20 protein-coding genes are annotated in these 22,204 nt (G+C 73.0%); 4 read left to right on the plus strand and 16 right to left on the minus strand.

All coding sequences use genetic code 11. The features are described 5' to 3' along the window. Positions 1–34 precede the first annotated feature (34 nt). A complete protein-coding gene (locus JFN87_RS33585) occupies positions 35–316 on the plus strand; it encodes a hypothetical protein (RefSeq protein ID WP_245179073.1) in 282 nt (93 codons plus the stop codon). Positions 317–392: 76 nt separating this feature from the next. On the opposite strand, the gene der is transcribed toward JFN87_RS33585, so the two are convergent. The 11 genes from der to JFN87_RS09855 form a co-directional block, all read right to left on the minus strand. After that, on the minus strand, positions 393–1,859 hold the full coding sequence (gene der, locus JFN87_RS09805; RefSeq protein ID WP_209339574.1) for a ribosome biogenesis GTPase Der: 1,467 nt from the start codon (positions 1,857–1,859) through the stop codon (positions 393–395). Between the two features lie 103 nt (positions 1,860–1,962). Beyond that, positions 1,963–2,634, minus strand: a complete 672-nt coding sequence (locus JFN87_RS09810) for a lysophospholipid acyltransferase family protein (protein WP_209339556.1) — start codon at positions 2,632–2,634, stop codon at positions 1,963–1,965. Continuing rightward, positions 2,631–3,365, minus strand: a complete 735-nt coding sequence (gene cmk, locus JFN87_RS09815; RefSeq protein ID WP_209339557.1) for a (d)CMP kinase — start codon at positions 3,363–3,365, stop codon at positions 2,631–2,633. Before cmk ends, JFN87_RS09810 begins: the two co-directional genes overlap by 4 nt. 169 nt (positions 3,366–3,534) lie before the next feature. Next, positions 3,535–4,620, minus strand: a complete 1,086-nt coding sequence (locus JFN87_RS09820) for a prephenate dehydrogenase (RefSeq protein WP_209339558.1) — start codon at positions 4,618–4,620, stop codon at positions 3,535–3,537. Next, the gene (gene aroH, locus JFN87_RS09825) at positions 4,617–4,979 is read right to left on the minus strand and encodes a chorismate mutase (protein ID WP_209339559.1); all 363 of its coding nucleotides are present in this window, start codon (positions 4,977–4,979) and stop codon (positions 4,617–4,619) included. The genes JFN87_RS09820 and aroH overlap by 4 nt, the downstream gene beginning before the upstream one ends. A 133-nt stretch (positions 4,980–5,112) precedes the next feature. Further along, complete coding sequence (locus JFN87_RS09830; RefSeq protein ID WP_209339560.1) at positions 5,113–6,147, minus strand: ADP-ribosylglycohydrolase family protein; 1,035 nt, start codon at positions 6,145–6,147, stop codon at positions 5,113–5,115. Next, positions 6,144–6,896, minus strand: a complete 753-nt coding sequence (locus JFN87_RS09835; protein ID WP_209339575.1) for an NUDIX hydrolase — start codon at positions 6,894–6,896, stop codon at positions 6,144–6,146. The genes JFN87_RS09830 and JFN87_RS09835 overlap by 4 nt, the downstream gene beginning before the upstream one ends. Before the next feature lie 44 nt (positions 6,897–6,940). Beyond that, positions 6,941–8,026 carry an AAA family ATPase gene (locus tag JFN87_RS09840; RefSeq protein ID WP_209339561.1) on the minus strand — a complete coding sequence of 362 codons (1,086 nt, stop codon included), beginning with the start codon at positions 8,024–8,026 and terminating at the stop codon, positions 6,941–6,943. After that, positions 8,023–8,688, minus strand: a complete 666-nt coding sequence (gene pnuC, locus JFN87_RS09845; RefSeq protein ID WP_209339562.1) for a nicotinamide riboside transporter PnuC — start codon at positions 8,686–8,688, stop codon at positions 8,023–8,025. Before pnuC ends, JFN87_RS09840 begins: the two co-directional genes overlap by 4 nt. A 132-nt stretch (positions 8,689–8,820) precedes the next feature. Continuing rightward, positions 8,821–10,194, minus strand: a complete 1,374-nt coding sequence (locus JFN87_RS09850; protein WP_209339563.1) for an APC family permease — start codon at positions 10,192–10,194, stop codon at positions 8,821–8,823. Then, the gene (locus tag JFN87_RS09855) at positions 10,194–11,048 is read right to left on the minus strand and encodes a carbon-nitrogen hydrolase family protein (protein WP_209339564.1); all 855 of its coding nucleotides are present in this window, start codon (positions 11,046–11,048) and stop codon (positions 10,194–10,196) included. The genes JFN87_RS09850 and JFN87_RS09855 overlap by 1 nt, the downstream gene beginning before the upstream one ends. A gap of 201 nt (positions 11,049–11,249) precedes the next feature. On the opposite strand from JFN87_RS09855, the gene JFN87_RS09860 reads away from it, so the two are divergent. Continuing rightward, a complete protein-coding gene (locus tag JFN87_RS09860) occupies positions 11,250–11,852 on the plus strand; it encodes a TetR/AcrR family transcriptional regulator (protein WP_209339565.1) in 603 nt (200 codons plus the stop codon). Positions 11,853–11,921: 69 nt separating this feature from the next. Here JFN87_RS09860 and JFN87_RS09865 read toward each other — a convergent pair whose 3' ends face one another. The 5 genes from JFN87_RS09865 to JFN87_RS09885 all read right to left on the minus strand — a co-directional run bounded on the left by JFN87_RS09865 (position 11,922) and on the right by JFN87_RS09885 (position 19,357). After that, a complete protein-coding gene (locus tag JFN87_RS09865) occupies positions 11,922–15,014 on the minus strand; it encodes a glycoside hydrolase family 38 N-terminal domain-containing protein (protein WP_209339566.1) in 3,093 nt (1,030 codons plus the stop codon). 24 nt (positions 15,015–15,038) lie between these two features. Continuing rightward, positions 15,039–16,244: a glycoside hydrolase family 76 protein gene (locus JFN87_RS09870; protein WP_209339567.1), complete on the minus strand. Its 1,206-nt coding sequence runs from the start codon at positions 16,242–16,244 to the stop codon at positions 15,039–15,041. A 14-nt stretch (positions 16,245–16,258) separates the two neighbouring features. Further along, the gene (locus JFN87_RS09875) at positions 16,259–17,068 is read right to left on the minus strand and encodes a carbohydrate ABC transporter permease (RefSeq protein WP_209339568.1); all 810 of its coding nucleotides are present in this window, start codon (positions 17,066–17,068) and stop codon (positions 16,259–16,261) included. A 1-nt stretch (position 17,069) separates the two neighbouring features. Further along, the gene (locus tag JFN87_RS09880; RefSeq protein ID WP_245179077.1) at positions 17,070–17,912 is read right to left on the minus strand and encodes a carbohydrate ABC transporter permease; all 843 of its coding nucleotides are present in this window, start codon (positions 17,910–17,912) and stop codon (positions 17,070–17,072) included. A gap of 107 nt (positions 17,913–18,019) precedes the next feature. Then, a complete protein-coding gene (locus JFN87_RS09885) occupies positions 18,020–19,357 on the minus strand; it encodes an ABC transporter substrate-binding protein (RefSeq protein WP_209339570.1) in 1,338 nt (445 codons plus the stop codon). A 256-nt stretch (positions 19,358–19,613) separates the two neighbouring features. On the opposite strand from JFN87_RS09885, the gene JFN87_RS09890 reads away from it, so the two are divergent. Together JFN87_RS09890 and JFN87_RS09895 are read left to right on the plus strand one after the other, a co-directional pair. Continuing rightward, positions 19,614–21,365 (plus strand): class I mannose-6-phosphate isomerase, encoded by a 1,752-nt coding sequence (locus JFN87_RS09890; protein WP_307865380.1) that lies wholly within the window; start codon positions 19,614–19,616, stop codon positions 21,363–21,365. After that, the coding region (locus JFN87_RS09895; protein WP_209339571.1) for an ROK family protein at positions 21,362–22,204 on the plus strand (843 nt) is incomplete at its 3' end. The genes JFN87_RS09890 and JFN87_RS09895, both read left to right, overlap by 4 nt.

Genomic DNA, 22,204 nt, shown 5'->3' on the forward strand with positions numbered 1-22,204 from the left:
CGCCTACGAACCGACCCGCGCCCACCTTCCCTCGATGCGCCCCGCGCAGGACCTCGTCGACGGGTACAGCACGACGCCGATCTACGACGCGCTGTACTCCGAGTACCTGAGGTCGTTCAGAGCCCTGCCGGGTGACAGGAGCGGTGAGGAGGACCTCGGCTTCACCGCCTTCGGGATCCGTCCCGTCCCGCGCGGCGGCTACGCCGGCCGGTACGGGGAGCGGGCCGTCCAGCCCGGGGGGTGGCAGCGCGACCCGTACCAGCAGCCGCGCCACGCGCAGGCCGCGCTGCCGCCCGCGCGGCGGCGCCCCGTGTGAACGTCCCGCGCCGCGGCGCCCCTTGTGAGGCGCCCCGGCCACGGGGCTGAACGCGGCCGCTCGGCCGTCGCCGGAATCACTTCTTGCGGCCGCGCTTCTCCCGCACCCGTACGGAGATGTGGATCGGGGTGCCCTCGAACCCGAACTCCTCGCGGAGCCTGCGCTCGATGAAGCGCCGGTAGCCGGCCTCGATGAACCCGGACGCGAACAGCACGAACCGGGGCGGCCTGGTGCCCGCCTGGGTGCCGAAGAGGATGCGCGGCTGCTTGCCGCCCCTGATCGGGTGCGGGTGGCCCGCGACGAGCTCGCCGAGGAAGGCGTTGAGCCTGCCGGTCGGGACGCGCGTCTCCCAGCCCGCGAGCGCCGTCTCGATCGCCGGGACGAGCTTCTCCATGTGGCGTCCCGTGCGCGCCGACACGTTCACCCGCGGCGCCCAGGAGACCTGCCCGAGCTCGGAGTCGATCTCGCGCTCCAGGTAGTACCTGCGCTCCTCGTCCAGCGTGTCCCACTTGTTGTACGCGATGACGAGCGCGCGCCCGGCGTCCACGGCCATCGTGAGGATCCGCTGGTCCTGGACGCTGATGGACTCGCTGGTGTCGATGAGGACGATCGCGACCTCGGCCTTCTCGACGGCCGCCGCGGTGCGCAGGGAGGCGTAGTAGTCCGCACCCTCCTGCATGTGGACACGGCGGCGGATGCCCGCCGTGTCGATGAACTTCCATGTCGTCCCGCCGAGTTCGATGAGCTCGTCGACCGGGTCGCGGGTGGTGCCCGCCAGTTCGCTGACGACGACGCGCTCCTGGCCCGCGACCTTGTTCAGCAGGGACGACTTGCCGACATTGGGCCTGCCGACGAGCGCGATGCGGCGCGGGCCGCCGACGGCGCCGCCGAACGTCTCCTTCGGCGCGTCGGGCAGCGCTTCGAGCACGGCGTCGAGCATGTCGCCCGTGCCGCGCCCGTGCAGCGAGGAGACCGGGTGCGGTTCGCCCAGGCCCAGCGACCAGAGCATGGCCGCGTCGGCCTCGCCGCTCGGGCCGTCGACCTTGTTGGCGCAGAGCACGACCGGCTTGCCTGCCTTGCGCAGCAGCCTGACGACCGCGCCGTCGGTGTCGGTGGCGCCGACCGTCGCGTCCACGACGAAGATCGCGGCGTCGGCCGCGTCCATCGCGTACTCGGCCTGGGCGGCGACGGAGGCGTCGATGCCGAGGACGTCCTGCTCCCAGCCGCCGGTGTCGACGACCTTGAAGCGCCGGCCCGACCACTCGGCCTCGTAGGTCACCCGGTCCCTGGTGACGCCGGGCCTGTCCTCGACGACCGCCTCGCGGCGGCCGATGATGCGGTTCACGAGAGTCGACTTGCCGACATTAGGGCGGCCGACGACGGCGACGACGGGAAGCGGCCCGTGGCCGGCCTCGTCGAGCGCGCCGTCGACCTCCTCGGGGTCGAACCCCTCCTGCGCGGCGATCTCCATGAACTCCGCGTACTCGGCGCCGCCGAGCTCCCCGTGCTCGTCGCCCGAGCCGGTCCCGATCTGGTCGTCCATGAAGTGCGTTCCTCGTTCGTGGTGGTCGGTGGCCGCCGGGAGGCGGTCCACCGGGTGAAGTGTGTGCGGCCGCGCCGGGTGCGCGGCGCGTGCCCGGCGCCCTCTACCGGCCGGTGAGCTGCCGGGCGGTCTTCAGGTGGCTGGTGAGCCGCTCCTGCACCCGCACGGTGGCGTCGTCGAGCGCCGCGCGCGTGCGCCGCCCCGACGGCACCTCGAAGGGGTCGCCGAAGACGATGTCGACACGGCTGCGCAGCGCCGGCAGCTCCCGTATCAACCGTCCGGGCCGCTCCGCGCTTCCCAGCACGGCGACGGGCACGACCGGCGCCCCGGACCGTACCGCGAAGTACGTGAGTCCCGCGCGCAGCGCTCCGAAGTCGCCGCCCCCTGCCCTGGTGCCCTCGGGGAATATCCCCAGCACCTTGCCCTCGGCGAGCACGCCGAGCGCGTCCGTGACGGCCGAGCGGTCGACTGCCTCGCGGTCGACGCTCAGCTGGCCTATGGAGCGCAGGAACGTGCCGAGCGGGCCCGCGAACGCCTCCTTCTTTATGAGGAAGTGCACGGGCCGCGGTGCGAGCCCCATCAGCATGGGCCCGTCGACGTTGTGCGAGTGGTTGACGGCGAGGATCACGGGGCCCTGCGCCGGCACGCGCCAGGAGCCGAGGACGCGCGCGTTCCACAGTGTGTTGATCAGCCCGATGCCGAGGCCGCGGCCGAAGGCCGCGCCGCGCTCCGACGCGCTGTTCCGCCGCTCGCGCGAGGTGCCTGATGTGCTCACTTCGCGGCTCGTTTCTCCTCGACGAGGGCGACGATGCGGTCGATGACCTGGACCAGCGTGAGGTCCGTGGTGTCGATCTCGGTCGCGTCGCCGGCCTTCGCGAGCGGTGAGGTCTTGCGTCCCGAGTCGGCCGCGTCCCGCTTGATCAGCGCTTCCCTGGTGGCGGCGACGTCCGCGGTGGCGGTGGACCCGAGCTCGCCGCTGCGGCGTGCGGCGCGCGCCTCGGCCGACGCGGTGAGGAACACCTTGACGTCCGCGTCGGGCAGCACCGTCGTGCCGATGTCGCGGCCCTCGGCGACGATGCCGTGGGGCGCGGCCGCGGCGATCGAGCGCTGCAGCCGTGTGATGACCGCGCGCACTTCGGGCACGGCGCTGACGGCGCTGACCTTCGCGGTGACCTCGGGGGTGCGGATCGGCCCTGACGCGTCCGCGCCGTCCACGGTGATGGAGGGGGCCGCGGGGTCGGTGCCCGAGTCGATGACGGGCTTGTGCGCGGCCGTGGCGACGGCCGCGGTGTCCGTCACGTCGATGCCGTTGCTGATCATCCACCAGGTCATGGCACGGTACTGGGCGCCGGTGTCGAGGAAGCTCATGCCGAGCCTCGCCGCGACGGCCTTGGACGTGCTCGACTTGCCGGTGCCCGAGGGACCGTCGATGGCGACGATCACCGCCGGCCCGGTGGCGGGGGCGGTGGTGGCGGCAGTTGCGGCGGTTTCCACGGGGGCGGGCACCTTCCTGGGTGGCGCGGGGTACGCACGGTGTGTACAGCGGCGGCGCGGCACACACGTGTCCCGCGCGTCGAGTTCCTCCGTAGAGGTTACCGAGTACCCGGCGCGGGCGATGCACTCGTTCGGCACAGTGCCGCCGCGCCGCCGTACGGACGCGGCCGGCGCCGCGTGATCACTGCCGGATGGACCAGCCGCGTTCGCGGAGCGCGGCGCTGAGCACCGGGGCCGCCGACGGCTCCACCATGAGCTGCACGAGGCCCGCCTGCTGGTCGGTCGCGTGCTCGATCGAGACGTCCTCGACGTTGACGCCGGCGGCGCCCGCGTCCGCGAAGATCCGCGCCAGCTCGCCGGGGCGGTCGGTGACGAGCACGGCGACGATCTCGTAGGCGGCGGGCGCCGCGCCGTGCTTGCCCGGCACCCGGCTGCGGCCCGCGTTGCCGCGGCGCAGCAGGTCCTCGACGGCGCGTACGCCGCCCTGCCGCTTGTCGTCGTCGCAGGACTCGAGCGCCCGCAGCGCCTGCACGGCCTCCCCGAGGTCGACGGCGACGTCCGCGAGCACGTCGGCGACGGGGCCCGGGTTGGCGGTGAGGATGTCGATCCACATGCCGGGGTCGGAGGCCGCGATCCTGGTGACGTCGCGTACGCCCTGCCCGCACAGGCGTACGGCGGACTCCTCCGCGCCCCGCAGGCGCGCGGCGACCAGGGAGGACATGAGCTGCGGGGTGTGCGAGACGAGCGCCACGGCGCGGTCGTGCGCCTCGGCGTCCATCACGACGGGGACGGCGCGGCAGAGCGAGACGAGTTCCAGCGCGAGGTTGAGCGCCTCGGTGTCGGTGCCCTTGCCGGGCGTCAGCACCCAGGGGCGTCCCTCGAAGAGGTCGGCGGTGGCGGCGAGCGGCCCGGAGCGCTCCTTGCCCGCCATCGGGTGCGTGCCGAGGTACGAGCCGAGGTCGGCGCCGAGCGCTTCGAGCTCGCGGCGCGGCCCGCTCTTGACGCTGGCGACGTCGATGCAGGCGCGGGCGAGGCCCGCGCGGATCGCGCCTGCCACCGTGGCGGCGACGTGCGCGGGCGGTACGGCGACGACGGCGAGGTCGACGGGCCCTTCGGGCGGCTCCTCGGTGCCGGCGCCGAGCGCGGCGGCCGTGCGCGCGGTGCCCGGGTCGTGATCGGAGAGGTGGACGGCGACACCGCGGGCGGCGAGCGCGAGCCCGACCGAGGTGCCGATGAGGCCCGTCCCGATGACGAGGGCGGTTCTCACTGCGCGATGTCCTTGCGCAGGCTCGCGGCGGCGCCGAGGTAGACGTGCGAGAGGTCGGCCTTGGAGCGGTCGGACTCGATGTGGGCGAGGATCCGCACGACGCGGGGCATGGCGCCCGCGATGTCCAGCTCCTGGGCGCAGATCAGCGGCACGTCGACGATGCCGAGCTCGCGCGCGGCGACCGCGGGGAAGTCGCTGTGCAGGTCGGGGGTGGCGGTGAACCAGATGCTGATCAGGTCGTCCGCGGTCAGGCCGTTGCGGTCGAGGATCGCCGTGAGCAGCTGTTTGACCTGGTCGGCCATGTGTCCGGCTTCGTCCTGCTCAAGCTGTACCGCTCCACGAACCGCTCGTACCGCCACAACGCGCTCCTCAGTGATCGTCTGCCTCCCTTTCAGCGTAGTGTCCGTGACCGCCCGCCGGACATCGCCTCTCGCCCTGCGAGACGGGCGGAGACGCGGCGGGCACGCGGAGGCTGTTGTCCCACCGGACGGCTCAGGCGTCCCAGAGCGCCCCGAAGGACAGCAGTTCGGTGCGGTACTCGATGCGCTCCGCCCAGGCGGCCGGCCAAACCCCCGGGCCGAGGTGGGCGCCCGCGAAGGCCCCGGCGAGGCAGGCTATGGAGTCGGAGTCGCCGCGGGTGCAGGCCGCCCTGCGCAGGGCGGTGACGGGTTCGCCGGGGAAGAGCAGGAAGCACTGCAGCGCCGTGGCCAGCGCCTCCTCCGCGATCCAGCCGTCACCTGTGGTGAGGCAGGGGTCGGTCTCGGGCGAGGGGGTGCTGAGGGCGTCGCGCAGCCGGTCGAGCGCGGCGAGGCAGTCGTCCCAGCCGCGGGCGATGAACTCGCCGGGGGTGGCGTCGCCTGCCTGTTCCCACAGGCCGCCCAGCCAGTCGTGGTGGTAGCGGGTGCGGTTCTCCCAGGCGTAGGAGCGCAGCCGCCCGACGAGGCCGGCCGGGTCGGCGCCGTCCGCGAGCAGGCGGACGGCGTGCGCGGTCAGGTCACTGGCGGCGAGCGCCGTGGGGTGGCCGTGGGTGAGGGCGGACTGCTGCTGCGCGGCGCCCGCCCGCTGCTCCTGGCTCAGTCCTGGCACGAGACCGATCGGTGCAACGCGCATGTTCGCGCCGCACCCCTTGGACTCCATGCGGGCGGCCCGCTGCCACGGTTCGCGCGGCCGGTCGAGGTGTTCGAGTACGGCGCAGGCGCTCAGGCAGGTGTTGCCGGGCGCGCGGTTGTTCTCGGGGTCGCGGTACCAGCTGACGTAGGCGTCGCCGGTCTCCTTCGCGAGCCGTTCGGGGTCGAGGCTGCCGCCTTCCGTGCTCGCGCGCAGCGCCCTGGCGAACGCGAGCGCCATCTGGGTGTCGTCGGTGACGAAGGCGGGGTCCGGCAGCTTCATCTCGCGCCAGGGGCCGCACTTCGCGAGGATCGCCGGGACGCTGCTGAACTCGGTGGGGAAGCCGAGTGCGTCGCCGAGGGCGAGCCCGGTCAGCGCGCCCGTCGCGGCCTGTCTCGTCGGTGTTCCTGTCGGTGTCACGGGGTGGGTCCTTCCGGTCGCAGCAGTGGTGGGTGGAGCGCGGCGGCGTCGCCCGCCCGGTAGAGGACGGCGGGTTTGCCGCGGCCGCCCGTCCTGCGCCTGCCGCCTCGCGCGGGGGTGACGAACTCGGGTGTCGCGAGGACCTTGCGGCGGAAGTTGGGCCGGTCGAGGGCGACGCCCCAGACGGTCTCGTACACCTGCTGGAGCTCGCCGAGGGTGAACTCGGGCGGGCAGAACGCGGTGGCGAGTCCGGTGTACTCCAGCTTGGCGCCGACGCGGTCGTGGGCGTCGGCGAGGATGCGGTCGTGGTCGAAGGCGAGGCGCCGCGCCTGCGCGAGCGGCGTCCAGCCGGCGCGTGCGGCGTCGCCGCCGCCGCGGGGCTCCGGCAGGTCGGGCACGAGCGCCGCGTAGGCGACGGAGACGACGCGCATCCGCGGGTCACGGCCGGGGTCGCTGTAGGTCGCCAGCTGTTCGAGGTGGAGCGCGCCCGCGGTGCCGCCGCCGAGCCCGGTCTCCTCGGCGAGCTCGCGCCGCGCGGCCGCCTCGGCGGACTCGCGGGGGCGCAGGAACCCGCCGGGCAGCGCCCAGCGGCCCCGGTACGGCTCCTCGCCGCGCTGGACGAGCAGGACGTGCAGGAGCGCGTCGCGCACCGTGAACACGGCGAGGTCGACGGTGACGGCGAACGGCTCGAACGCGCCCGGGTCGTAACCCTCGGGCGCGACGTGCCCCGCGCGGGGCGGTGCATTCAGCTGCGATGGCGTGTGGTCCCGTGGTACGTGCTCGGGTGGTGTGTTCAACGCTTCTCCGGCAGGGGTGGTGCGAAGTCCCAGCCGCGGCCGAGCAGTTCGTCGACGGCGGTGACGGCGGCCGCGAGGCGCGCCGTGCGGGACCCGTGCATGAGGCGGAACGTCCTTCCCATGCGGGTGAGTTCCGCGCGGAAGCGGTCCGTCATCCACGGTCTGAGGTGTTCCCCGTCGCGCAGTCCGTCGTCCTCGAACGGCACGCCGCGGTGGTCGGTGAGCAGCCACAGGTGGTGCGTGGCGCGGTCCGCGACCGCCTCGACCGCGGGGTTGCGCGTGCCGAGGTAGCGCTCGTGCCAGACGGTGGTGGCGAAGGAGTCCGTGTCGCAGACGAGGAGCGGCGATCCGGTGCGCGCGGCCGCTTCCTCGGCCGCGTTCTGCCGCTCGGCGATCAGCGGGAACTCGTCGCTGGTGAAGGCGACGTCGCTCCAGTGCGCGCCGGGCCGCGCGGCGCGCAGGGCGGCGAGCTTGTGCGCGCTGAGCTCGCGCCCGTACTCGGGTACGCACCGGGTGCGCGCCCACACGCCGCCGCGCCGCCGGTAGTGGGCGGCGAGGTCGCGGGCGAGCGTGGTGGTGCCGGTGGACTCGGCGCCGACGACCACGACGCGGCGGGCGAGGGCGGCGCGCACGGGCGGCGCGAGGAAGTCCCAGCGGCCGGCCGGGTCGGCGCGTACCGCCGTGCCCGAGACGGGGTGGGTCAGGCGCTCGGGGTCGACCTGCTCGGACACCGCGCCGAAGCGGCGGGCCAGCTCGCCGCCGTACGGCTCGGACGTGAAGACGGCGTCGACGGGCCCGGGCACGGCGGCCCGGAACACGGCCATGTGCGCGTCCCAGACGGCTGGGTCGTGCAGGTCCATCGGCACGTCGTCCACGGCGCCCACGACGGTGGCGTCCGGGTGCGTCTCGCGCATCCAGGCGACGCGGTCCGCGAGCGGCACCGACTCGACGGACGCGGCGCACACGAGCACGGTGAGCCGGGCGCAGCGGGCGCGCGCGGTCCGCACCAGGTAGTGGTGGCCCGCGTGCGGCGGGTAGAACTTGCCGAGGACCAGGCCGTGCGGATACGGGACGTGGCTCACGCCGGCGCCCCCTGCCGGGGCCGTACGGCGGCGCCGGCGGCCGCGAGGTCGCGGCGCCAGCCGCGCAGCCCCGTGACGCACAGGGCGACGAACCCCACGTAGAGCAGTGAGGTGAGGTACAGGCCCTTGTACGCGTACAGCGGCACGTAGACGAGGTCGGCGGCGATCCACAGCCACCAGGACTCGAGCAGCTTGCGGCACTGGCCGTAGGTGGCGGCCAGCGAGAGCGCCGTGGTCAGCGCGTCCCAGAAGGGGACGGTCGAGTCGGTGAACCGGCCGAGCAGCAGCGTGAGCGCCGCGGTCCCCACCGTCCCCGCCGCGCACAGCAGCGCCCATTCGGCACGCGTGCTGCGGCGCACCGGCAGGTCGCCGGCGGATTCCGGGCCACCCCCGTGGGCCCAGACCCACCAGCCGTACGCGGCGAGGACGATGAAGACGATCTGGAGGCCCGCGTCGGCGTACAGGCCGGTCTGCGCGAACAGCAGGAGGTAGAAGAGGTTGTTGGCGATGCCGACCGGCCAGTTGGCGAGGTGCTGGCGGGCGACGAGCCACACGCACAGCGCGCCGCTGCCGAAGCCGAGGACCTCGGTCCAGCTCACGGTGGTGCCGAGCACGGTCACCAGGGGGTGCTGAAGGGGCGCGAGTATGCCCGAGACGCTCATGACCGCCTCCTTAATAGTCACCCTGACTATAAAAAGGAACCGACCGCTGTGGCAAGGGCATTGACGCGGCGGTGCTACGAGACGGCCACGGCCGGGTGGTGCTGCGAGGCGGCCCCCGGCCGGGCGGTGCGGCTACTCCGCGAGGTTCATCGCGGGCGGCGGCCTCCGGAAGCCGCGGGTCAGCGCGACCAGGTACACGATCCCGAGGGCCAGCCAGCCCGCTCCCAGCCAGATGGCCGTGGAGCTGAGCTGCGTGAGGAGGTAGACGTCGACGGCGGCGCCGAGCACGGGCAGCACCACGTGCCCGAACAACGGGAGCCCGGCACCGGTGCCGCGGTTGCGCACGAAGTGGGCGACGACGCAGACGTTGACCATGGTGAACGCGGTGAACGCGCCGAAGTTGATGAACGACGTGGCCGTCGCCAGCGACAGGCTCAGCGCGATGAACGCCGCGGCGCCCACCAGCAGCAGGTTGAGCACCGGGGTCTTCAGCCGCGCGTGCAGCCGGCCGAAGAACCGGCGCGGCAGCACCCCGTCGCGCCCCATGACGTACATCAGGCGGCTGGTGCTCGCCTGGATGGCGAGGCCGGAGGCGAAACCGCCGATCAGCACGACGACGTTGACCACGTCGGCGAACGTGCGGCCGCCGACGAGCACCGACATCGTGTAGGAGGCGGTCGACTCGTCCGCGAAGTGGCCGCCGGGGTGCACCCACTGCATCACGTACGCGACGACGACGAAGACGAGGCCGCCCGCCAGGACCGTCAGCACGATGCCGCGCGGGATGGTGCGCCCGGCGTCGACGGTCTCCTCGCTCAGGGTGGACACCGCGTCGAAGCCGAGGAACGAGTAGGCGGCGATGGCGGCGGCCGCTGAGACGGCGCCGACGGTGACGTGCCCGCTCCACAGCGGTGCCGCGGCGCTGCCCGCCGAGCCGCCGCCGAGGTGGTGCAGGCACATGACGACGAAGGCGGCGATGCCCGCGACCGTCAGCCCCATCAGCACCTTGTTGACGCGGTCGGCGAGTACCGTGCCGAGGATGTTGATGCCGGTGGTCACGACGATGTTCGCGATCAGCCAGCCCCATACGGGGACCGCGGGGAACTGGGCGTTCAGGTAGAGGGATTGGATCAGCCAGGCCACCATGGGCAGGAAGAAGTAGTCGAGCAGGATCGCCCAGCCGACCAGGAAGCCGACCCGGGAGTCGATCATCTCCCGTGCGTAGGTGTACGCGGATCCGGACGCGGGCAGGATCCGCGCCATCTTCCCGTAGCTCAGCGCCGTGATGAGCATGGCGACGGTCGCCACGACGTAGGCGGTGGGCGCGGCGCCGCCGCTGGTGGAGGAGATGACACCGAAGGTGGTCATCACGATCGACGGCGACATGTAGGCGACGCCGAAGAGCACGACCGAGAGCAGGCCGAGCCTGGCCGCGAGTGCCGGTGTGCGCGGTGCCGCCGCGTGTTCTGCCGCCGTGCGTTCTGCCGCCGTGCGTTCTCGCGCCATCAGGGCCTGCCTCCCTTTCCCGCGCGCCGCCAGGTGGCCGGGTCGATCCGGCCCCCGTACAGCGGCAGTTCGAGTGCGACGTCGGTCTCGCCGAACTGGTCCCAGACCCGGTTCAGCGCGGCCGTGCCGTAGGTGCGTACGCGGTCGACCTCGTCCAGGTCGATGACGTCGCTGAGTACCGCGCGCGGATCGCCGCCGGATTCGGCGCGCACCCGGCCCTGCGGATCCACGAGCAGGCTGCGGCCGATGCCGTGCGGCGGGGCCGCGTTGACGCTCGCGACGAAGACCTGGTTGACGATGGCGTTGGCGCGGGCGAGCACCAGCTCCTGCTCGCGGTCCGCTGTCGGCGTGCGCACCACGTTGAGTACGAGCTCGGCGCCCATCCACGCGAGGTGGCGGGTGACCTCGGGGAACCACGCGTCGTAGCAGACCGAGAGGCCGACCCGGCCGTACTCCGCCATGTCGAAGACGACGAACCGGTCCCCCGGCGCGGTCGTCTCGTACGGCCGCCAGGGGAAGACCTTGCGGTACTGGGCGGCGCGGCGCCCTTCGGGCGAGTAGACGACGGCCGTGTTGTACACGCGCCCGTCCTCGCCGCGCTCGTACACGCTGCCGGGCGCCAGCCAGACGCCGAGGTCGCCGGCGAGCTCCCGCAGGGCCTTGTCGCACGGCCCGTCCAGCGGCTCGGCCGCGTCGGGCCCGTCCGTCGCGCACAGGTGCAGCTCGGGAAAGACGAGCAGGCGGACGACGGGGTGGCTGCGCGTCAGCGCCTCCACCTCGGCGGTGAAGGCGGTCAGGTCGCCCGGGGCGTGGGCCGGAGCCTGGACGAGCGCGAGGGGAAGAGCTCTTGACATGCGTATCTGGCCAATCGGACGGACCCGCGGACAGCCCGCGGCGCTATTCGTTAAACGAAATTTATTTAACGTATGTCCGGCCGTCAATGGTTCGGAGGGCCCGAAAAGACGTGGGCGGGCCGGGCCACGCGGGGCCTGCCGGGCCGGCCGGGCGCCGCACCGGCCCACGGCGCCGTGCGGGGCTCATGGGATCATCGGTCCATGCCGCGGCAGAAGAACCAGGTCGAGCGGAGGCTCCAGCTCATGGACGCCGCCGCGCGCGCCGTCCTGCGCCACGGCTCCACCGGGGCCCGCCTGCGCGACATAGCCCAGGAGGCCGGGCTCACCGCGGCCGCCGTCCTCTACTACTACCCGGACGTCACGGAGCTGCTCGCCGCCGTGTACGAGCGGGGCTACGCGCAGTACTGCCTGCGCCGCGAGGACCACGTGGCGCGCGCCGAGTCGGTGCCCGAGCAGCTGCGCGCCTGCGTCAGGTCGGGCGTCCCGCGGCCGGGGCCGACGGAGGAGACGAGCCGCCTGCTGTACGAGCTCACCCCGGTCGTGCTGCGGGACGAGACGGCGGCGGCGCAGAACGCGGTCTTCATCGCCCGGCAGGCCGCGCTCTACCAGGGCGTGCTCGAACGGGGCGCCGGCAGCGGCGACTTCCGGCTCGTGGCGCCGCCCGCGGTGCTGGCGCGCGGGTTCGTCGCGCTGGAGGACGGGTACGCCCTCGACGTCCTGACCGGCGCGTCGAGCGCCGACCAGGTCGAGGAGTGGCTGCTGCTGCACGCGGACGTCGTGACCGGCGGCGCGGGCCGCGCGTAGGGCGCGGTCCCTTCGCCGCGCCGCCGGTCGTGGTGTGCCGCTCGCCGCGGCTCAGCCGGCGGCCGTCACTCAGCCGGCGGCCGTCACCAGCAGGGCCGCCGTCCCGCGCGTGGGAACGCGCACCCGCAGCGAGCCGTCCGGCTCGGGCGCGAGGGGAGCGGCGTTCTCGCCGAGGTAGGAGCAGGCGAGCGCGGTGGTGTACGGCAGGCCGAGACGCAGGCCCGCGGTCACCGGCTCGTCGGCGAAGGACTGCAGCCGGATCAGGAACGTGCCGGTCCCCTCGGCCGACAGCCCGGCCACCCGTACGTCCGGACGGTCCACGGCCACCAGCGACGCGGCGGGCGCGCCGCCGGGCGGACCGTACGCACGGACAGCGTGCAGCGGGTGGCTGGGCTCGGCCGTCCGCATGCCGAGCGCCGCGGGCTGCGCCGGGTCGCCGTCCCCGCGGACGGCGACGCTGTAGCGGAAGGTCTGCTCGAACGCCTGCTCGCTGGGGAAGTTGGTGTCCCAGATGTTGTTGTGCACCCAGGAGTACAGGGTGCCCGGCTCCTGCCCCGGCACCGACGGCGGGTACGGCACGTACGGGACGGCGATGTTGCCGTGCTGCACGAGGGGCGCGTCGTGGGTGGCCCAGCCGACGGCGGTGGGGCCGGCGGTCAGTGTGGCCCAGCGGCGTATCGCCCTCATGTGCCGGGCGGATCCCGGGACGAGCGGCAGGTCCGTGCCGGCCACGCCACCGCTCGCCTCCGTACGCACCACGGGGTCCGCGAGCGCGAAGGGGAAGGCGAAGAAGGCGCTCTCCTTGGTCATGGTGGCGGGTTTGACGAGGTGGTTGGCGATGTCGAGGCGTGCCACCCCGTGCGCCAGGGTGAGGGTGGTGCGCAGCCTGGCGGCGCCGGGCGGCACGCACTCGTAGACGAGGGTCTCGGCCACGGCCGACGAGGTGCGCTCCACCAGCACGGCGGCCGGGGCGACTTCGCGGCCCGCGAGCAGGTGCATGGAGTCGTCGGCCACCGTCTTGCTCGACTGGTGGTTGAATCCGCCGGCCGTCGCGTACTGGTCGTAGACGTAGCCGTTGAAGCCGAACACCGCCTCGGTGTTGACGAGTTCGGTGCCGGTCGCCTTGTCGACGACGGACGCGACGCGGCTTTGGCGCAGGTCGACGCGTACGGCGAGGAACTCGTTCTCCAGCACCGGGCTGTCGTGCGGCACCGGCTCCTGGCGCCTGTCCGCCGGGAAGACGTCGAGCCGTACCGTGCCGAGGGGCGGCACGTCCGCGACCGTGACGTGCAGGAAGCGTCCGGCGGACCGGTGCAGCGGGTTGGTCTGCTTCTCCTCGGCGACGGGCAGGGCGCGGCCGGTGCGGCCGTCCGCGACCCGTGCGGGCACGTCGAGCGGCAGCACGCTCTCCGGCAGGAAGAACCGCACGACGTCGGTCCGTACCCGGCTGCGGGTGTTGACGACGTGGAAGCTCGCCCGTGCGCCGTGCGCCCGCGGCAGCGCACTGCCCAGCCGGTGCGACGCCCGCTCCAGCAGGGCGAGCGCCCCGTCGTGCGCGCGTACCGCCTGCCCGTACTTCCAGTGCCACTGCTGCTCGCCCGACTGGTGGGCGCGGCAGCCGTACGTCCACGGGTCGCCTGCCCCCCAGGTGTGCTCGTTGAAGAGGGACACCGCCCGGTAGACGTCGCCGATCTCGGTGGCGCCCGCGGCCTCGCCCTCGGCGCCCCGCAGGCCGGCGAGGGCGTCCAGGGTCCGGGCGTCCGCGAGCGCGGACTGCGCGGTGCGGTTCATGGCGAGCGGCGCGGCGCCCGCGCCTACGCCGTCGACCCACCAGTCCGACCAGTCGCCCTCGAACGTCTCGAGCCTGTCGCCCAGCCGCTGTTCGGCGTCGGCGAAGAAGTCCTCGTGCCGGGAGATCCGCAGTTGCGGGTAGGCCCAGGTCTCGTTCCACCGGCGCACGGTCTCGGCCGCGACCAGGCGCGGCGGCCCGTTGTCGGCGAACGTGCCGAGCACCCGCAGGTGCAGGACGTCCCAAGGGTAGGGGTCGGCCTCGTAGGCGGCGTCGAGGATCGGGAAGCCGGGGACGCCCTTGCCCCGGTGCGGCACCGGCCGCTCGGCCAGTGCGGTCAGGTAGGCGGGGAACAGGTCGTCGACGGCCGCGTGCGACTCGTCGAAGCCGATGATCGAGCCCTCCATGTAGGCGAGGCCCTGCGGGGTGTCGGTGCGCCAGACGAGTACCGAGCGGCCGTCGGCGGTGCGCCAGCGGAACAGCCGCGGCAGCCGCGCGCCGCCGACGAGGTGCGGTGCAGCACGTCCGGCCCAGTTGTGCGCGACGGACAGCCGGCCGAAGCCGTGATCGGCCAGCGCGTCCTGCAGGCCGGTGACCTGCCCCGGAACGTCGGTCTGCATGGCCGTGCTCAGGGGGACGCCGTAGCGCTTCCTGACGTCGACCGCGTCCCGCAGCAGTTCGTGCAGCTCGTCCACCGAGCACGTCTCGCTGTGCAGGTTGAACGGCATCGCCGTCAGCTCGATGCGGCTCTCCCGCACCCGGCGGACGAACTCGGCGACCCGGCTCGGCGGACGGTGCGCCGCCCAGTCGGTGAAGGTGCTGAGCCCCTCGACCGACCAGCGGTACCTGGCGTGCTCCGGCCAGTCGTCGGTGGCCCGTATCAGGTCGAGGACGGTGTCGAGGGAGGCGCGGCCCTCGGCCAGCACCGTGCCCTGCGGGTCCGTGTAGCCGATGTCCAGGTGCGCGTGCTGCACCAGGTGCACCGTCCAGCGGCGCTGCGGGCGCAGGCGCAGCTTCACCGGTTCGGGCAGGTCGAGTTCGGGCAGGTCGAGGGTGGCGTCCACCTCCTCGTCGACGGCGGGCACGAGCACGCGTACCGATCCCGCGGGGCCATCGGCCACCTCGCAGTCGATCGGCGCGCCGCCGGCGATGCGCACCGCGGCGGAGCGGATCGGCCGCCGCGGGAACGGCTCGACGGCGACGCGCACCGACTGGGTGAGGCCGCCCGCCGGCGTGCGGCGCAGCAGCGGTTCAAGGGACAGCCTGACGGTCGTCGCGCCGTGCCGGTGCACGTGGGTGACGGCGCCCTCGCGCAGCGCGTCGCGGGCGATGGTGGAGTCCCACCAGGAGGGGCGGGTGTGGCGGTCGCTCATCTGATGCGTGTTCCTCGGGGTGGCTCAGCTGGTGCGGTCGTAGTCGTCGGGGTCCCAGGCCAGCAGGGAGAGGAGCTGGACGGCGGCGGCCTGGTTGAGCGTGCCCACCGGCTGGGCCGGGTCGGGCGCGCCGCCGTTGCTCGCCTGGAAGTGGAACAGGCCGGTGGCCGGGTCGCGGTTGTCGGCCCACAGCCGTTCGGCGTAGGTGCTCAGGGCGGCGCGGTAGCGCGGGTCGTGGTGCTGGGAGTCGAGCAGCAGCAGGTCCTGGAAGAGGAAGGAGTTGAAGACGGCGGGCTGGTTGTACAGCCGGTCGTCCGCCGTCCAGTACGCCAGTGCCCCGTCGGCGTCCTCGACGGCCTGGTCGAGGTAGTGGCGGTCGCCGGTGGCACGGTACAGCTCGGTCGCGGTGCCGATCATGGCGCCCGAGTTGTACGTCCACAGGGTGGTGTTGACGCTGCCGTCGTCGTCGCGGTCGTTCTGGTAGAGGCCCGGAGCCTGCCGCAGGCAGTCGCGGTTCCAGTCGTAGGCGCGCCGTGCCCAGTCGAGGTACCGCGGCTGGTGGGTGATCTGGTAGAGCCCGGCGGACAGCTGCGCGAACAGGCCGGTCACGTTGGCGGCCCGCATGGTGTTGGCGCTGCTCTCCACCCAGTGCATGCCGCCGGGGCACTCCTTGGCGGGGTCGTCGTCCCAGGCACGCAGGTCGGTGGTGAACGCGGCGCGCGCGCCGTCCAGCATCGCGTGGCCGCCGCCGGCCCGGTAGCCGGTGAGGTACGAGAGGCCGACCACGGCGTTGTCGTCGAAGAAGAGGTCGCCGCCGGTGCCGAGCGGTGCCGGCAGGTAGGAGTCGTAGCCGGGGTGCGCGGGGTCGGTCGAGGCGTACTGCCGCAGGGCGGCGAACCGGTCGGCGACGTCCTTGCCGTACCGGCCCGCGTCGTGCGGGATGCCGCGCACGTACAGGGTGGCCTGCGTGGCCTCGCGGAACTCCCACAGGTACGAGTACGGGTTGCCGCCCGGCGCGGCGGGGGTGGACTCGCGGTACAGGCCGTGGCCCGTGGGGCCGAGGTAGAGCTCGTGCTGGAGCGCGCGGTAGCTCGTCTCGGCGCGGGCCGCCCAGTCGGCGGGCCGGGAGCCCGCGGCCTGGGCGGCGGGCGCCGAGAGGAGGCCGGCCGCGGTGGTGGCCAGCGCGGTCAGCAGCAGGCCGGCGCGGCGGATGGTGCGGGCTTTCGCCATGGCGGGGCTCCCTGTCAGACGTTGAGTTTGAGGCTGGAGACGAAGAACCGCTGGGAGAGGAAGAAGATGATCACGGTGGGCAGCGACACGACCAGCGCGCCGGCCAGCACCACCGGCGGGCCCACGTTGGAGTAGTTGCCCTGCAGATCGGCGAGCGCGGCCATGATCGGCCGGATGTTGCGGCTGGTGGCGAGCGTGATGCCGAAGAGCAGGTCGTTCCAGACGGCGACGAACTGGAAGACGAAGGCCGCGACCATCGCGGACTTCGACAGCGGCACGTAGACGCTGCGGAACAGCCGCCACCAGGACGCCCCGTCGAGCCGGGCCGCCTCGATCACCTCGGGCGGCAGGGTGACAGCGAAGTTGCGCAGGACGAAGAAGGCGAACGGGATGGCGATGGCCACGTAGATGACGACCATGCCGGCCTGGGTGTCGTACAGGCCGGTGTTGGCGTAGGCGAGGAAGAGCGGCCGCAGGAACACCTGGAGCGGCAGCAGGGTGCCGCCGTAGATGAGCCAGAACCACAGCGCGCGGCGCCTGACCGGCATGATCGCGGCCGCGAAGGCGGCGAGCGAGGCCAGCAGCACGGCGCACGCCGAGCTCACCGCCGAGTAGTAGAGGCTGTTGGCCATGGCCGGGCCGAGGTTCGCCGTCTTCCAGGCCGCCTCGATGTTGGCGAACAGGCCGAAGCTGTTCGGGTACCAGTTGGGGCTGCCCGAGTAGCCGCTCACCGAGGTCACGCCGTTGACCAGCAGCAGATAGGTGGGCACGAACCACAGCAGCGCCACGAGGACGACCACGCAGTTACGGACGATTCTGCTCATGTCACACCTTGCCCTGGGTCGGCAGCTGGCGGCGCAGGTACGTCCAGGACGCCAGCAGCACGATGATCGTCAGCAGCACGGCGATGGCGGCGCCCGCGCCCGGCCGCAGGAAGAGGAACGTCTCCTGGTACATCGACACGGCCAGGGTCTCGGTGGCACGTCCTGGGCCGCCCTGGGTGAGGACGAAGATCAGGTCGAACGCCTTGAGCCCGTTCACGAGGCTCATCCCGATGACGATGATCGACACGGGACGCAGCTGCGGGAAGACGACGTGGCGGAACCTGGCCCAGGGGCCCGCGCCGTCCAGCGCGGCGGCCTCCAGGGTCTCCGGCGGGACGCCCTGCAGGCCGACCATGAAGAGGATGACCGCGACGCCGGTGGCCTGCCACGAGCTGGCGATGATCATCACGATGGTGTTGCCCGGCCAGTCGAGCAGCCAGTTGCCCGCGAGGCCGCCGAGGCCGAGGCCCTTGAGCGCGCCGTTGACCGCTCCGTCGCTCGTGAGCATGAAGTTCCACACCACGGCGACCGCCGAGCCGGAGATCGCGTACGGGATCGTCACGGCCAGCCGGGCCGCGCGGCTCCACCGGGTGGCGTTGGTGAGCATCGCGATCAGCAGGCCCATCCCGGTGGGCAGGACGATCGCGCCGCCGACCCACATCAGCGTGTTCTCCAGCGACCGCAGCAGGTTGGGGTCGGTGAAGAACGCGCCGTAGTTGGCGAAGTCGTTGAAGGTGGAGTGGGTGTAGTCGCTGAAGAGGCTGCGGTAGAGCGTGTAGCAGAAGGGCGCGATCAGCACCACCGCCACCAGGATCACGGCCGGCAGCAGGAAGCCGCCCGACATCAGCCGCTCCCGCCACGGCGCCCCTGGCCCGCGCCGGGGAGCCGTGGGCCGCTCAGGGCGCGCGTGCGGCAGTCCCCGCCGGCCCCGGACCGGATCGGTCGTCACACTCATGAGCCGCCCTTCCGCCAGATGTCCCACTCCTCGTCCGCGCGCTTCTGCATCGAGGCGAGCGTCGAGCGGATCTGAGTGGGGTGGATCATGAAATTGCCCAGGTCGAGGATGTTCCCCTGGATGAGGTTGGGCGGGCTGGCCTCGTTGTAGCGGGTCAGCAGCGTCCGCCGGTTGCGCGTGATGTCCTGCTGCACGGCCTCGATCACCGGGTTGCCGGCCGGCACGGTGGGGTTGGCCGAACTGTCCTGGAGGAAGTCCGACCACACGCGCTGCACCCGCGGGTCGAGCCAGTGGGAGACGACGGCCATGCCGCCGTCGTGGTTCGCCGCACGCTTCGGCACGGCGAAGACGCCCGACTCGGTGATCACGGACCGCTTGGTGCCTGAGTGCACCGTCGGCATGATGAACGCGCCGTAGTCGACGTCCGGTTTCAGGCCCGCCGCCGCGATGGCGGCCGACTCCCAGCTGCCGTGCAGGAACATCGCCAGCTTGCCCGCCTTCATCTGCGCGGGCCCGTTGGCGCCGTCGAAGTCGGGCGAGGTCATCCAGCCCTTGGCGTAGAAGTCGCGCCAGATGGTCATGGCCTCCACGGCCGTGTCGTCGGTGTACTTGGCCTTGCCGTTGACCAGCCGGGTGTAGAAGTCCGGGTCGAGCTTGCTGACCAGTTCCTCGAACCACTCGAAGGCGGGCCAGACCCCGTTCTGGGTGGCGAGGAAGGGCGTCACGCCGTTCTTCTTCAGCACTTCGGCGTTGTGCGTGAACTCGTCCCAGGTGGCGGGCTCGCGCAGCCCGTACTTGTCGAAGACCGGCTTGGCGTAGAAGAACACGTACGACGACTGGTACAGCGGGATGCCGTAGACCGTGCCGTCGAAGGTGACCGCCGGCTTCAGCTGGGGCGAGACCCAGCCGTGCCCCACCGCGTCGTCCCACGCCGCGCCGAGCCCGGTGAGGCCGCCCGAGCGGGCCAGCGAGTAGAGCGGGTAGCCGGACGCCCACTTGACGACATCGGCGGCCCGGCTGGTCTGCACCGAGGTCTGCACCACCTCCTGGTACGAGGTCGTGGAGGCGTTCGAGAGCGGGCGCAGGTCGAAGCCGCACACCCGCTTGAGCACCGCACCGGCCTTCTCGTACCCGTCCGACCAGGTGGCGTTGTCGTTGTAGAGGTTGGCGGCGCCCGGCACGCTCGTGGTGGAGCTGCCGCGGGCGCAGCCCGCCAGCGCGGCCGCGGCCGTGAGGCCGCCGAGCCCGGCGAGCAGCCGCCGTCGGGTGGGACCGCCTGTGGGGCCCTTCGGGTCCGGGGGCTCTGTCCCGTGATCAACGCGGCCAGGTTGCATCGGCCTGTCCTTCCGTCGTGTGCTCCCCTGGCCGGAAACGGTTGCCGGGTGCACGGCCGACTTGAAGGTAACGGTACCAACGGGAGGTGACAAGGCTTCGTTCCACGGAAATGTGAAACTTCCTCGTTGAGTGGCACTTGGAGCGAAGACACCATGGACATCCAGGGGCGGCGCGATATGGTACCGATACCGAAGCCGGTGACACGACGCCGGACGCCTCGGAGAACAAGCGACGCGAACGACGAAAGGTGTCCCCGTGCACCACGACGGCAGTGGCCTGCCCTACCAGCCCAACCCGCGCTACGACGCCGTCGGGGCGCCGGTACTGCGCGGCTGGCCCGCGGCCCTGGCCGAACTGCCCACCGAGACCCGGGTGGTGGCCGTCGACGGCCCCTGGGCGCTGGACTGGGACGGCGTGCGCGCGTCCCTGACGGCCGCACGGCCCGGCCTCGCCACGGTCGACATGCGCCCGCACCTGGCGCCCTGGCAGGAGATACAGGCCCGTACCGAGTCGGGGCCGCTCGCCGGCGACCCGCACTTCGCCGCGCTGTCGCAGGCGTCACTCGCCGACTTCTTCGCCTCGCTGCCGTCCGTGCCGCAGGCCGAGGGGCTGATCGTCGTGTACGGTCCCGGCGCGGCCCTCGTCGAGCACGACGCGCTCTGGTACGCGGACCTGCCCAAACGCTATGCCGAGGCGGCGGTCACGGCAGGTACCGTTACCAACCTCGGGCAGCGGCCGTCCGACGGCGCGGCCGGCACCCGGCGGCTGTTCTACATCGACTGGCCGGTTCTCGACCGGCACCGCGACGCCCTGGCCGGACGGATCGACCGCTGGCTCGACCTCCAGGACCCGGCCGCCCCCGCCTCGCTCGACGGCGCCGCACTTCGGGCGACGGCCGCGCGTCTCGCCCGCCGCCCGTTCCGCACCCGGCCGACCTTCAACACCACGCCGTGGGGCGGCCAGTGGGGCCGCCAGGAGCTCGGCTTCAAGCCCGAGGGCCCGAACACCGCGCTCGGCTACGAGCTGATCGCGCCCGAGTCCGGCGTCCTGATCGGCGGCGACGGCCTGGACGACCGGGACAGCGCCCGCGAGGGCGAGCGTGCGGGCGGCCACTCGCCGCAGGTCGAGGTGCCGTTCCAGCTCCTCGTCTCCCTGCACCCCGAACTCGTCCTGGGCGAAGGCGTGCACGACATGTTCGGCACCTCCTTCCCGATCAGGTTCGACTACCTCGACACCGCGGGCGGCGGCAACCTGTCGGTCCACTGCCACCCGCGACCGGACTACATGAAGGACGTCTTCGGCTGGCCCTACACCCAGCACGAGACCTACTACCTGATGGTGGGCAGCGAGCAGAACACCGTCTTCCTCGGCCTGCGCGGCGACGCCGACGTGGACGAGTTCCACCACCGCGCCCACGAGGCGGACGCCGGCGGCACCCCCTTCCCGATCGACCGGTTCGTGCAGACCTTCCCCGCCACCCCGCACCAGCTCTTCCTCATCCCCGGCGGCACCCCGCACGGCAGCGGCGCCGGCAACGTCGTGCTGGAGGTCAGCGCCACCCCGTACCTGTACTCGCTGCGGTTCTACGACTGGCTGCGCCGCGACGCCGAGGACCGGCAGCGCGCCGTCCACGTGGAGCACGCCTTCCGCAACCTCGACACCGAACGCACCGGTGACGCCGTCGCCCGCGACCTCGTACAGTCCCCACGGATGCTCCGCAAGGGCGAGGGCTGGACGGAAGAGGTGCTCGGGCAGCTGCCCGAGATGTTCTTCGTCGTCCACCGGCTGGCGGTCGACGCGCGTGCCACCGCGCCCGACAGCACGGAGGGGCGCTTCCACGTCATCAACGTGGTGGAGGGGGACGGCGTGCTGGTACGCACCGAGGCCGGCGACGCACACCGGGTCGGGTACGCCGAGACGCTCGTGATCCCGGCGGCGGCCGGCGCGTACACGGTGACGGGGCTCGGCGAGGCCGGGAGCCTGGTCGTCAAGGCGTTCGTGAAGTGAGCGGCGGGCGCACGGACCGGCCGGGCCTGGACGGGGTCACGGTCCCGGTCCTGGAGATCGGGGGCACCCATGTGACGGCCGCGCTGGTGCGGATCGGCCACGGGCCCGCCGAGGTGGTCGCGGCACACCGCGAACCGCTCGACGGGGACGGCACGGCCGACGCGATCACCGCCACCCTGCTGCGCGCGGGGCGTGCGCTGCCGCCGCTGCCGCCGGCCCGCTGGGGTGTCGCGCTGCCCGGTCCCTTCGACTACGGCCGCGGCATCGCCCGCTACCACGGCGTCGGCAAGTTCGACGCGCTGGACGGTCTCGACCTCGGCGCCCTGCTGCGGTCAGGACTCCCCCGGTGCACGGGCGCCGCCTTCCTCAACGACGCCGAGGCCTTCGCCCGCGGCGAATGGGCCGAGGGCGCGGGGCGCGGGAGCTCGGCGCTCGCCGCCGTCACCCTCGGGACCGGCGTCGGATCCGCGTTCCTGCGCGACGGCGCGGCCGTCACCAGCGGCCCGGCCGTGCCCCCGCAAGGACGCGCCGACCTGCTCAGCCACCAAGGCAGGCCGCTGGAGGACACCGTCTCGCGGCGCGCCCTGATGGCCGCTTACGAGCACGCTCGCGGGCGCCGCCTCGACGTGCGCGAGATCGCCGCCGCGGCCAGGGAGGGCGAGGCGGCGGCGAACCGCGTGCTGAACGGCGCCTTCGGTGCGCTGGGGCGTACCCTCGCGCCCTGGCTGCGCCGCTTCGGCGCGGACGCGCTCGTCGTCGGCGGTTCGATGACCGGTTCCTGGGACCTGGTCGGACCGGCGCTCGCGGCGGGGCTCGCCGCGGACGGCACGGGCGTGCCG

It is taken from the genome of Streptomyces montanisoli (assembly GCF_017813245.1).
GTDB classification, from domain to species: domain Bacteria; phylum Actinomycetota; class Actinomycetes; order Streptomycetales; family Streptomycetaceae; genus Streptomyces; species Streptomyces montanisoli.

Coding starts and splice junctions, on each gene's coding strand:
- der (WP_209339574.1), bottom strand. CDS start 1,859: ATGGACGACCAGATCGGGACCGGCTCGGGCGACGAGCACGGGGAGCTC.
- JFN87_RS09860 (WP_209339565.1), top strand. CDS start 11,250: ATGCCGCGGCAGAAGAACCAGGTCGAGCGGAGGCTCCAGCTCATGGAC.
- JFN87_RS09870 (WP_209339567.1), bottom strand. CDS start 16,244: ATGGCGAAAGCCCGCACCATCCGCCGCGCCGGCCTGCTGCTGACCGCG.
- JFN87_RS09875 (WP_209339568.1), bottom strand. CDS start 17,068: ATGAGCAGAATCGTCCGTAACTGCGTGGTCGTCCTCGTGGCGCTGCTG.
- pnuC (WP_209339562.1), bottom strand. CDS start 8,688: ATGAGCGTCTCGGGCATACTCGCGCCCCTTCAGCACCCCCTGGTGACC.
- JFN87_RS09880 (WP_245179077.1), bottom strand. CDS start 17,912: ATGTCGGGCGGCTTCCTGCTGCCGGCCGTGATCCTGGTGGCGGTGGTG.
- JFN87_RS09850 (WP_209339563.1), bottom strand. CDS start 10,194: ATGGCGCGAGAACGCACGGCGGCAGAACGCACGGCGGCAGAACACGCG.
- JFN87_RS33585 (WP_245179073.1), top strand. CDS start 35: ATGCGCCCCGCGCAGGACCTCGTCGACGGGTACAGCACGACGCCGATC.
- JFN87_RS09865 (WP_209339566.1), bottom strand. CDS start 15,014: ATGAGCGACCGCCACACCCGCCCCTCCTGGTGGGACTCCACCATCGCC.
- JFN87_RS09855 (WP_209339564.1), bottom strand. CDS start 11,048: ATGTCAAGAGCTCTTCCCCTCGCGCTCGTCCAGGCTCCGGCCCACGCC.
- JFN87_RS09885 (WP_209339570.1), bottom strand. CDS start 19,357: ATGCAACCTGGCCGCGTTGATCACGGGACAGAGCCCCCGGACCCGAAG.